16 protein-coding genes are annotated in these 9,145 nt (G+C 68.2%); all 16 read right to left on the bottom strand.

Annotation, left to right across the window (positions count from 1 at the left end; all coding sequences use genetic code 11):
* Nucleotides 1-149: 149 nt before the first annotated feature.
* Nucleotides 150-368 carry a hypothetical protein gene (locus AC1DMQ_RS13205; protein ID WP_477034019.1) on the bottom strand — a complete coding sequence of 73 codons (219 nt, stop codon included), beginning with the start codon at nucleotides 366-368 and terminating at the stop codon, nucleotides 150-152.
* A gap of 237 nt (nucleotides 369-605) precedes the next feature.
* A complete protein-coding gene (locus AC1DMQ_RS13200; protein ID WP_477034018.1) occupies nucleotides 606-920 on the bottom strand; it encodes a hypothetical protein in 315 nt (104 codons plus the stop codon).
* A gap of 1 nt (nucleotide 921) precedes the next feature.
* Nucleotides 922-1,242, bottom strand: coding sequence for a hypothetical protein (locus AC1DMQ_RS13195; protein WP_477034017.1), 321 nt, complete (start codon nucleotides 1,240-1,242; stop codon nucleotides 922-924).
* Nucleotides 1,239-1,493, bottom strand: a complete 255-nt coding sequence (locus AC1DMQ_RS13190; RefSeq protein WP_477034016.1) for a hypothetical protein — start codon at nucleotides 1,491-1,493, stop codon at nucleotides 1,239-1,241. Before AC1DMQ_RS13190 ends, AC1DMQ_RS13195 begins: the two co-directional genes overlap by 4 nt.
* On the bottom strand, nucleotides 1,483-1,737 hold the full coding sequence (locus AC1DMQ_RS13185; RefSeq protein ID WP_477034015.1) for a hypothetical protein: 255 nt from the start codon (nucleotides 1,735-1,737) through the stop codon (nucleotides 1,483-1,485). The genes AC1DMQ_RS13190 and AC1DMQ_RS13185 overlap by 11 nt, the downstream gene beginning before the upstream one ends.
* Nucleotides 1,730-3,340 (bottom strand): ATP-binding protein, encoded by a 1,611-nt coding sequence (locus AC1DMQ_RS13180; RefSeq protein ID WP_477034014.1) that lies wholly within the window; start codon nucleotides 3,338-3,340, stop codon nucleotides 1,730-1,732. Before AC1DMQ_RS13180 ends, AC1DMQ_RS13185 begins: the two co-directional genes overlap by 8 nt.
* A 16-nt stretch (nucleotides 3,341-3,356) precedes the next feature.
* Nucleotides 3,357-3,635 carry a hypothetical protein gene (locus AC1DMQ_RS13175; RefSeq protein ID WP_477034013.1) on the bottom strand — a complete coding sequence of 93 codons (279 nt, stop codon included), beginning with the start codon at nucleotides 3,633-3,635 and terminating at the stop codon, nucleotides 3,357-3,359.
* Nucleotides 3,635-4,153, bottom strand: a complete 519-nt coding sequence (locus tag AC1DMQ_RS13170; RefSeq protein WP_477034012.1) for a hypothetical protein — start codon at nucleotides 4,151-4,153, stop codon at nucleotides 3,635-3,637. The genes AC1DMQ_RS13175 and AC1DMQ_RS13170 overlap by 1 nt, the downstream gene beginning before the upstream one ends.
* Entirely contained in the window at nucleotides 4,150-4,968 is an 819-nt protein-coding gene (locus tag AC1DMQ_RS13165) for an ASCH/PUA domain-containing protein (RefSeq protein WP_477034011.1), read from the bottom strand. Before AC1DMQ_RS13165 ends, AC1DMQ_RS13170 begins: the two co-directional genes overlap by 4 nt.
* Nucleotides 4,965-5,240: a hypothetical protein gene (locus AC1DMQ_RS13160; RefSeq protein ID WP_477034010.1), complete on the bottom strand. Its 276-nt coding sequence runs from the start codon at nucleotides 5,238-5,240 to the stop codon at nucleotides 4,965-4,967. Before AC1DMQ_RS13160 ends, AC1DMQ_RS13165 begins: the two co-directional genes overlap by 4 nt.
* Nucleotides 5,237-5,500: a hypothetical protein gene (locus AC1DMQ_RS13155; protein ID WP_477034009.1), complete on the bottom strand. Its 264-nt coding sequence runs from the start codon at nucleotides 5,498-5,500 to the stop codon at nucleotides 5,237-5,239. Before AC1DMQ_RS13155 ends, AC1DMQ_RS13160 begins: the two co-directional genes overlap by 4 nt.
* On the bottom strand, nucleotides 5,493-5,819 hold the full coding sequence (locus AC1DMQ_RS13150) for a hypothetical protein (RefSeq protein WP_477034008.1): 327 nt from the start codon (nucleotides 5,817-5,819) through the stop codon (nucleotides 5,493-5,495). The genes AC1DMQ_RS13155 and AC1DMQ_RS13150 overlap by 8 nt, the downstream gene beginning before the upstream one ends.
* Nucleotides 5,816-7,153, bottom strand: coding sequence for a hypothetical protein (locus AC1DMQ_RS13145; RefSeq protein WP_477034007.1), 1,338 nt, complete (start codon nucleotides 7,151-7,153; stop codon nucleotides 5,816-5,818). The genes AC1DMQ_RS13150 and AC1DMQ_RS13145 overlap by 4 nt, the downstream gene beginning before the upstream one ends.
* Nucleotides 7,153-8,370, bottom strand: coding sequence for a helicase HerA domain-containing protein (locus AC1DMQ_RS13140; protein ID WP_477034006.1), 1,218 nt, complete (start codon nucleotides 8,368-8,370; stop codon nucleotides 7,153-7,155). Before AC1DMQ_RS13140 ends, AC1DMQ_RS13145 begins: the two co-directional genes overlap by 1 nt.
* Nucleotides 8,370-8,603, bottom strand: a complete 234-nt coding sequence (locus AC1DMQ_RS13135) for a hypothetical protein (protein WP_477034005.1) — start codon at nucleotides 8,601-8,603, stop codon at nucleotides 8,370-8,372. Before AC1DMQ_RS13135 ends, AC1DMQ_RS13140 begins: the two co-directional genes overlap by 1 nt.
* A 20-nt stretch (nucleotides 8,604-8,623) precedes the next feature.
* Entirely contained in the window at nucleotides 8,624-9,070 is a 447-nt protein-coding gene (locus AC1DMQ_RS13130) for a helix-turn-helix domain-containing protein (RefSeq protein ID WP_477034004.1), read from the bottom strand.
* Nucleotides 9,071-9,145 lie beyond the last annotated feature (75 nt).

Genomic DNA, 9,145 nt, shown 5'->3' with positions numbered 1-9,145 from the left:
CCGGCCCTTGCGGATTTCGGTGCGGAGCGAGGAAACCTTCAGCGGGCCGCGGGGGTAGAACACGGCGATATACTCGGCCAGGAGCATCTCCTCGTCGTCGGCCCATTGGTCGGGCCGGGGACGCTCAAACACGCGGGGAAGGGAGGAGGTCACGGCTTCCACGGATCCGACGGCTGGGCGTCGCGGATGAAGCGCCGCAGGTTCTCGAGGCTATCCAGCGCATAGGTCCGGCCGGCCGCCCGGGCCAAGTACTCGGCGCCCAGCATCATCCACTGCTTGAGCAGGGTGGCGTGATCCGCCTCGCTGCCGCCGACGGCCAGGTGGTCCTCGATCATTCGATTGAGCGGGGGAACGTCAGGCTCGTACATCGGTCGCTCCCGTGACCTGCGCTATGAACACCTCGAGCGGACTCGGTCGAGCGCCATACCCGTAGCGGGCTAGGTAGGTCTTGCGCGCCTTCAGCCACGCCTTGTAGGGCCAGTGGCTACGGCCGCCGAACGGGTATGCGGCGTCGACCGCTGCCTGGCGCTCGTCAAGCGTCGCGGACGGCGGGAGCCTCTCGTGCACCCTGGCGATCGTGGCGACCGCGCGGTTGGTCCAGTTCGTCATCGGCCGGCGCGCCCCGCCTGCAGCGCCAAGCGTCCAACCTGGGTCAGCGTGTACTCCCGCACCGAGGGCCAGGCGCCCTTGGTGGCCGCGAATGCACCCTTGTCGGCGGCCGCCTCGAGCGTCCGGACGCCTACATACTCGGTCGGCACGTCGTAGCCGTGGGTGCTCTCGGCCAGGCCGCGCGGCTTCAGCGCGCAGCCTGGGTAGGTCCAGAACCCGCTGGGCAGCCTGATCAGCCGACCTTCCGAGGTCTTTAGGGCGAGCTGGACGGCTGCGCGCTGGGACGGAGTGAGCGGTCGGGCGACGGCCATCCTAGGTCCCTGTCGCAGTTGAGATGGGCTCAGCGGAAACACCCATCTGAGCCAGCACCAGGCTGCCGTGGCCGCAGCCCAGCTCGCGAACTCGCTTCGCCATTCCGAAGGCAAGGGCATCGAAGTTCCCCTTGCACCTCGCCGCCAGGCCGCAGATCGCCATGGCGTGCGAATGCTTCGCCGGCAGCGTCGCCGTGATGCCGAACTCGTCCTCGTCGTATTCGACAGTCGCGACTAGAGCGAAGCCCCGTTCCTGCGCCAGTTGGGCGGCTCTGAGCAGGAGAGGCGCGATTTCAGCGTCATAGAATTCTTCGGCCGTCATGCCGCGCTCCGTTCGGCTTGCTCGAGCAGGCGCGCGCCGTCCTCGAGGGCCTGGGCCCGGGCGCGGTTGAAGGCGACGATGTCGCGGGCCTTGCCGGCGGCCATGACGTACTCGTGCCGGCGCTGTTGGTTCGGCTGAACGGCCGCGCCGCGATCGTGCATCTTGGCGCGCTCCTCGGCCGCCAACGCGCCGGCGTCGTACTCGGCGGCCATCGCGCGCAGCAGCTGGGACGAGGTCATCTCAACAGGCATCGATGGGCTCCGCCTTGAAGACGGCGCGGTCCTGGCCATGGGCGGCCCGGAAACGGCTAAGGTCGGGACGATGCGCTGATCCGACGACCTCGAGCCTCGGCGGCGTGGCATAGCCGGTGCGGAACGCGGCGACGTTGCCGATGATCAAGCCGTGGGCGATCAGCATGTGGTTCCGGAAGGTCCGGCGGGCCTTGATCCGCCTGGCGCAGACCGGGCAGGCGAACTTGATCAACTGCTCAGCCATGGGCGGCCTCCCGCAGCTCGCGCAGGATCAGCGCGACGTCCCAGCGATGATCGCCGAGCTCCCGGACCAACGGTGAGCCGCGCAGCGCCTTCCAGGTGGCGTTCCAGTAGCCGCCCTGGCCGGCCATGCCGAGGACGGTGGCGATCTGGGGCTTGGTCATTGGGCCTTCGACATAGAGGGTCGAGAACACCCTTGTGGCCGCGCCTTTCGTCAGCTTGCGGCTGAACTTCTCGAGCAAGTCGACGCCGGCGATCATCGGCCCTTCGGCGGCCATATCGTTGCCCGGCGGCACGCCTCCCCAGCCGGCGTCCTTAAGTTCACGCCGCAGCCCGTTGAAGTAGCCGCCGCTGGGGATCATTCCAGCCAGCAACGCCGCCTCGTTCCAGTCGACCAGGCGAGGGGCCATGCGCGCGGCGTTGAGGATGTTCGCCGCGGCTTCCGAGAGGTCGTCGGTCGGCCCCCCCCTGTTAGGCGGCGAGACCTTGGGCTTGGCAGGCGTCTTGACCTTGGGCGTGGGCGCAGGCGCGAGTGCGACCTTGGACGCCGGCACCGTCGGCTGGGTCTCGAAGGGATACTCGGGGCGGTCCTGAAACGCCGCGTCGACCCGCTCACGGAGGTCGTCCAGGGCCTGGTCCAGGATGCGGTTGGTGACGGCCTGTGCGCGCCGCCATTCGGCCAGCTCGCCGGCGCTGAAGCCGCGAGCGAAGGCCGCCGCCTCGAGCGCGGCGATGTCGACGTTGATGACGGCATCTGACGACACTGCTGGCGCGGTGCTGGCCAGCGCCAGTCTCAGAGCCGCGACGTCCACTCTGGCCAGCGCTTTCACGCCGACGCGCGTCTCGCCAGCCTTGGGCGTCGCACTGTTGTCGAGCGTACGGATCGCCGGGAAGCTCACCCGCTCCAAGATCCCGAGCTCTGGGGCCAGGACATAGCCCTCGCCGACCTTCAGGCTCGGCAGGGTGGTGAGGATCTGGTCGGCTTGATCCTTCGTGCCGTGGGCGAGAAGCCACTTCTTCGCCGCCTCGCGGTCCTGGGGCGACATCAGCCGCATCAGGACCATCGTCGTGGTCTGCGACAGGGTCTTCTTGTTGATCTCCTGCGGCCGCTGGCAGATCGTCCACAGCCGGAAGCCCCGCTGGCGACCTCGGCGCGCGATCATGTCCACCTCGTGGAGCATGAAGGTCTCGTTGGCCTGCGGATTCTGAGGCGCGAACACGTCGGCCTCTTCCAGGACCAGCCACAGCGGGTCGCGGTTGAGGCGATAGAGCTCGCCCAAGAAGGCGGTGGAGAACGTGATCAGCGCGCCGGCGCGAAGCTCCGAGACGTCGATCACCATGCGCACGTCGGCGCCGGCCACGTAGGTCGCGAGCTCAATGCCCATTGTCGGGTCGAGCGGCACGTCGGCATGCGGGCCACCGACCACGACTACCGGATAGCCGGGCGATCCATCCGCCAGGGCCTTCAAGCCCCACCAGATCGACAGCGGGTCCATCACGACCACCCGTCGCTTCATGTCGAGCAGGCGCTCAACCAAGCCCTTGTTCAGGTAGGTCTTGCCGGCGCCCTTCTTGGCCAAGGTCGCGATGTCGGCGTCGAGCGCCACGTCGGGAATGGGGTGCTCAAGCATCGGCGGCCTTTTCGCGCTTGGTCTTCGCGGCGCACATGGCCGTCCATTCGGTGGCGTGGGTCGGACACAGGTCCTTGTCGGGGGCGGGCACGTGGGTGCAGGCGTCGCAGATCCAGGCGTCGCAGGTGCCGCTGTGACGGATCGGGACCTTCCAGTCGCACTGACGCGTGGCCCGCTGGCCGGATCCGCATGCGCACCGGCGCGAGCGCGCGCCCGAGGTGCAGGCGAAGCCGCGCGTCCCATTGCCGAAGTCGACGACGGTGCAAGGCATCAGGCCGGTTCCTCGCCGTCGGTTTCGCAGCTCGAGCACAGGTCGTCGTCGACCCACCAGCATCCGCTGCCGCAGGCCTCGAGCTCCCAGCATCCGCAGACCCTGCAGGTTCGGCGCTGGGCCGCCCGGTTCCAGGCTACGGCCTGGCCGTGACCGAATGCGGCGATGACGCCGCGCGCGAAGGCGTCGGCAGCTTCCGGCGCGAAGCCGTCGGTCTCTTCGGCGATCAGGCGCTCGACCAGGGCGACCCGGTCCTTGGCGACATCGTCGTTGCGGGGCTGGTCGGGACGACACAGCTGCAGAGCAGCGCGGGCGAGAGGATGAAGGCCGCTTTGGTCGCAGACCTTGCACGGTACGACCTCCGATCCGGTCTTGGAGCGATTGAGGTAGGTCCGCTTGCCGCCGCAGCTTGGGCAAGCCCATTCGCGTAGCGTGCCCTCGAGGGTCGCGACGTAGGACATCGCGATCGCCAGAAGCTCATCGGGATTGGCGGAGGGTGCGAGGGCCTGGGTCGTCACGACACCGCCTCCGTCGCAGGCGGAGCATCCTGGGAAGGCGACTCCGCCGGCGGCGTGGCCGCTCGCTCGCGCGCGGCCGCCATCTGCTCCTGGCCGACCTCGCCCCACTCGTCGCCGTGCTCGAGCACCAGCTCGAGGAGCCACTGGATCACCCAGGCCTGCTCGGCCTCGCACTTGGCGCGGATCTGGGCGCCGCCGGCGCGCATCACGTGGGCGATCGGGCCCGTGCGGAAGTTGGGCAGGCCCAGAACGGTCTGAGCGGCGTCGGTGGCCAGGAAGGCCCGGAGCGACGCCAGGCAGATGCCGTGGTCGTCGCGGACGATGCGCGCGGCGGCGTCGTGAAAGATCGCGTCCTGCTCGCCCAGGGCGGCGACGGCGTGCTGGCGATCGGCGGCGACGAGCATGGGGGCGCGGCCGGCGTCGGCCACCTGCAGCTTGTCGCCCATGGCGCGGGCCGCCTTGGCCCGGGTGGCGGCGTTGTCGCTCTGCAGGGCGTGCCAGTCGGCCAGCTGGTCGCGCGTGAGACTGCCGACGTCGGCCGACCGTTCGGCGGGCCTGGCCGCACCAAAGCCGAGGACTACGAAGCCGTGGATGACGCCGAACTTCTCCTCGCTGAGCATGTAGGTGATCAGCCGGGTTTCGGTCTCGCCGGTGTAGACGCCGCGCTCGGGATCGAACTCCTGCTGGATCACCGTGTCGCCGACCGCGAAGTCACGATCATTGATCCGCATGTCGAACGGTTTCTCGCCACGGCGAATGGCGGCGAAGTAGTCTGGCCAGCACTTCAGCTCGTGGACGGAGCGGGTCACGGTCATGGCAGCGCCTCCAGGCTATCGAGATCGGGGATTTTCTCGTCGGGCAGGGGCATCCAGCCGATGAAATAGAAGCTGTCGGCGTGCTCGCCGGACCCGCCGTTCATCGCGTCGGGCGTCTTACAGACCCACCAACGGTCGTCGGCCGACCAGGACGAGATCAGGCCGCCGGCCCAGAGCCGGTAGCCGGACCAGTCGGCCCGGTCGCGCGGGACCAGCAGGACGTGGCGACCATCGCGAAAGGCGACGTCCATGTGCCTGACCTGGCCGCTCATGACAGCCAGCTCTCGACGATGACCGGGTCGTCGCACTCCTCGCGCGGTAGCAGCGTGAAACCGCAACCGGCGTAGTAGAGACGCAGCGCCTCAAGGTTCGGGCTGACCATCACCAGTTCGGTAGGCTCGGGCCAGGGGAGGCTGTGGTGCATGCGCGCGACGAAGTGGTCCGGAAAGTCGGTGGGGTGGTCGTAGATCACCCAGATCGGGATGCGGCGCGGGTCGATGACCGGCGCCGTTGCGCTGCGGACCTCAGGCATTCGCACCCTCCGGTCGAAGGGCGCTCTCGATGTCACGCGCGACAGCGGCGCCGGCGTCGAGCAGCCAGTACTCCGTCCAGGACCTGCCCTGCCCACGGACTGACCGACTATCCGCCAGGCCGCGATCGCGCAGCGCGCCGATCACCAGGGGGTTGCCCGGCCACATCCCGTCCGTTTCACCGGTGAACTGGATCATCGGGACATCGGCGATCGGCTTGCCGGTCTCGCGCGAGACAGCGCCGGCGCGCAGCAGGCCCAACAGCTGGGCCCGCTGATTGGCGGTGAGCGGATGGCCGCGGGTTCGGGAAATGCAGCTCACGATTGGGCTCCTAGCGGCTGCGCCGGCGCACGCGCGGTTTTCGGTCGGCCGCGTCGGCGCTTGGGGGTGAGGTCATTGACCGGGGGGAGGTCGGTGCGATCCAACGTCAGGATCTGCTGCAGCGTCGGCTTGCCCTCGAACGCCACGGGGAGACGAGGACGCGCCGGCGACGACCAGGACAATCCAAGCTTCTGCATTCGCTTGAAGACGGCGGCGTCTGCACGACCTATGGCCGCTGCGGTCTGGCTGATCGTTAGGTCATGCTTCCAGGCGATGCGAAGCGCCAGGTCCTCGTCGGCGGAGTAGGGCTGCCTGTTGCCGAACTCTAGACCCAGGTGGTGCGCGAGCGTGTAGACCGCCCTGAGCGAGCGATTGAGGCGTTTGGCCAGGTCCTTGTTCGGGATCTTGCCGTAGTTGGCCCGCACGATTCCCCTTTCAGCTTCCGTCCACACCGGCTCGGTGCGCCAGCCCGCTTTGCTGACATGTGTTCCCCGCAAGCCGAGCTCACCAGCTCTCCATCGGATGGAGTAGATCCCGCGGCCGAGGCGGTCCGTGAGCGGCGTCAGGCTGGCCCCATTGGCGTAAGCCGCCCTGAGCAGATCATCCTCTTCGGATGTCCAGCTACGCCCCCAACCCCGACCGTATCCCATGGCCTTGAGCTTCGGCCCGAGACCGGCCTTGCTGCGCCGGGGGAAGCCTTCCTCAACCAGCATCTCGATGATCGCGAGGTAACGGTGCCCTTCGCTCGCCAGGCTAAGCGCCCGGCTCGTCTCCTCGAGCGACCAGAAGTCGGGCGCGCTCGCATGTGGGATCTTCAGGTGGCAGGCCATCGAGTTGACCGAAGAAAGCGTTCGGCCGATCAGCTGTGCCACCTGGAAGACTGGCACCCCTGCGCTGTAGCCCGCGCGGACCTGGGCGAGTTCCCACTCCGTGTATGGCGGCGACGCCGCTTCGCTCAGGCCGAGCCTGAAGGCGCGGAAATAGACCGCGCCGCTGCTTCGGCCGAGATCCTGGGCGATCTGGGAGGAAGACTCCATGCCGTAGCGCTTGATCAGTTCCGCGTCGTCAAGCTCAGTCCACGGGCGCGACGAGTTGCGGCGCAACCCCAGCTCATAGAACTTGGTGGAGACGCCGGCGCGGCCTCGCCCCAGGGCGGCGGCTATCTCCTCGATCGAGCGGTCCTCATCGAACATGGACCGCAGCAGCGCTATCTCGTCGGCCAGCCACGCATTGTGCCGAAAGGCGACTTCACGCAACGGCGCGGCTGGCACCGACGGCGGCACATAGGGGGCCAGCTCGACGACGTCGGCGGCCAGATCGAACGCGACGGCCATCACGCAAGCCCCACGATCTGAACGTCCGAAGCACGCTGACGCAGCTTCGCCGACAGTCGCGCTATGCGCTGTTCCCCACGTGGCATGGTGTCCACCGCTCCAAGACTTCCGAGGAGATCCAGAGCGCGGTCGACTTGGTCGCCCTCCAGGGAGAGGTGCTGGCCTAGGTTGACTGCCGTGGTGGCGTTGGGGGAGATGGCGCGCAACGCCTCGACGATCCGGACGCTTGGCCCGGCGATCGGGTCCATCAGGAATGCTTCCAGCGCGCGGCCGCCACGGTGACCGGCCGCGCTGGACCTGGCCGCGCCGGTCTCCCGAAGGGCGTCTAGTTGCAGCAGGTCGGCCGACTCCTGTGGCGACGCGAATGCCGGGCCGACCAGTTCGGGCGTCGCGCCGAGGTGTTCGGTGATCGGCGGCAGAACCTTGGTCATCAGGGGACGCACGCAAAGCGCCGGGCCGATGCAGTAGAATTCGCCAGGGTCTAGTTGGCGCAGGCGCGCGGCCTGGTCCGAGGCGAATCCCAGTCGGTCGGCCGCTCGCGCCAGATCGCGATCGAACACCGTCAGGCCGATCATGGAATTGTGAAGCTCGGAGGTCACCGACGGCGACATCTTGGCCAGGCGTTGGGTGGCGATCACCGAGACGATGCCGCGCTTTCGGCCCAAGGAGCATAGGTCGACCATGGCCGCGACACCCAACTGGCGGGTTTCGCGATCACGGGCCGAGGCGGCCATGTGCGGAGCCAACAGATGGGCTTCGTCGACCGCGACCAGGACCGTATTGCTCCAGTCCTCGCGCGGACAGCCCACTAGCCCGGCGAAGAAGGCCGCAGCCTTGATGATCCGCTCGTCCGGTGGCAGGCCGGAGAGGTCCAGGTGCAGGGGGAGGCGATGCTTGCGCGCCCGCACCGCCGCCGCCGTCAGACCTTCGGCTGCGAGATCTGTAGCGATCAGAGTCGTCGCACCGATGTGCGTGGCGAGATTGCCGAATTCACCTTCAGGGTCGACCAGGATGACGGTGACGTATTCAAACGCCTCCTCGACCAGGCGACGAAGCGTGCGGCTCTTGCCCGCGCCCGAGGAGCCCTGGATCAGCAGCCGGCCGGCCAGCAGCTTCTCCAGGTCGATCATCGTGGTCGCTCCGCCCGGGCCCGCACCGATCTCGAGGCGAACGGCCTGATGCGGAGGCGACACGGCCAAGGCGACGGCGGCAGACATCAGTGCACCGCCCCGCAGGCGCTGGCCTGCAGGGCCGCGCTGGCGTTCGCGCAAATCGCCACCTGATCGACCAAGCTAGGCACCGTCGCCGGGGGGATCGACGCCTGCGCGTAAATCTTGCCGGCTTCATCGTGGAGGCGGACCAGGAGGAAGCCGCAGCTGTCGACGACGACGCTCATGGCATGGGCCGCTTCAGGCGCTTCCAACGCTTCCGCCGTCGCCGGCGGGGTCATGCGGACGAGGTCTCCCACGGCTAGGCCGCCACGAGCTGGTCGGCGGGGTCAAACCCCATGGTGTCCTTCACCACCAGGGCGACGTTCTCGATCGAGCGCCGGCGGACGGAGTCACAGGCCAGGTAGGCCTGGGCCAGTTCGACGCCGCCCGGTGCCATGGCCAACTGCTGGATGGGATCGCTGGTCGGGCGACCATCGTCGGCGACCTCGGCCAGGCCCTCGAAGAAGTAGCCCGGCTTGACGCGCAGGTAGACGGCGATGTCGTAGAGTTTCGAAGCACTGACGCGGTTCGCGCCACGCTCGTATTTCTGGACCTGCTGGAAGGTCAGGTTGAGCGCGTCGGCCAGCTTTTCCTGGCTGACGTTCTGCATCTTACGAAGGACGCGGATCCGAGCGCCGACGTGCAGGTCGACCGCGGCCGGCGTGCGGGCGGCGGAGGGGACGACGGCGAGTTTGGACTTGGACATGGTTAGCTCCCTTGGACAGCGATGAGGGCGGCCTGGCCGAAACCAACGACGATGACCGCCAGGCAGAGAAGGTTG

Source organism: Caulobacter sp. 05L422, assembly GCF_056397765.1.
Note: the sequence above shows the minus strand (reverse complement) of the source record. Positions and strands in the feature narration are given on the sequence as shown.

Coding starts and splice junctions, on each gene's coding strand:
- AC1DMQ_RS13130 (WP_477034004.1), bottom strand. CDS start 9,070: ATGTCCAAGTCCAAACTCGCCGTCGTCCCCTCCGCCGCCCGCACGCCG.
- AC1DMQ_RS13135 (WP_477034005.1), bottom strand. CDS start 8,603: ATGACCCCGCCGGCGACGGCGGAAGCGTTGGAAGCGCCTGAAGCGGCC.
- AC1DMQ_RS13190 (WP_477034016.1), bottom strand. CDS start 1,493: ATGCCTGTTGAGATGACCTCGTCCCAGCTGCTGCGCGCGATGGCCGCC.
- AC1DMQ_RS13175 (WP_477034013.1), bottom strand. CDS start 3,635: ATGCCTTGCACCGTCGTCGACTTCGGCAATGGGACGCGCGGCTTCGCC.
- AC1DMQ_RS13160 (WP_477034010.1), bottom strand. CDS start 5,240: ATGAGCGGCCAGGTCAGGCACATGGACGTCGCCTTTCGCGATGGTCGC.
- AC1DMQ_RS13205 (WP_477034019.1), bottom strand. CDS start 368: ATGTACGAGCCTGACGTTCCCCCGCTCAATCGAATGATCGAGGACCAC.
- AC1DMQ_RS13165 (WP_477034011.1), bottom strand. CDS start 4,968: ATGACCGTGACCCGCTCCGTCCACGAGCTGAAGTGCTGGCCAGACTAC.
- AC1DMQ_RS13195 (WP_477034017.1), bottom strand. CDS start 1,242: ATGACGGCCGAAGAATTCTATGACGCTGAAATCGCGCCTCTCCTGCTC.
- AC1DMQ_RS13145 (WP_477034007.1), bottom strand. CDS start 7,153: ATGGCCGTCGCGTTCGATCTGGCCGCCGACGTCGTCGAGCTGGCCCCC.
- AC1DMQ_RS13185 (WP_477034015.1), bottom strand. CDS start 1,737: ATGGCTGAGCAGTTGATCAAGTTCGCCTGCCCGGTCTGCGCCAGGCGG.
- AC1DMQ_RS13200 (WP_477034018.1), bottom strand. CDS start 920: ATGGCCGTCGCCCGACCGCTCACTCCGTCCCAGCGCGCAGCCGTCCAG.
- AC1DMQ_RS13140 (WP_477034006.1), bottom strand. CDS start 8,370: ATGTCTGCCGCCGTCGCCTTGGCCGTGTCGCCTCCGCATCAGGCCGTT.
- AC1DMQ_RS13155 (WP_477034009.1), bottom strand. CDS start 5,500: ATGCCTGAGGTCCGCAGCGCAACGGCGCCGGTCATCGACCCGCGCCGC.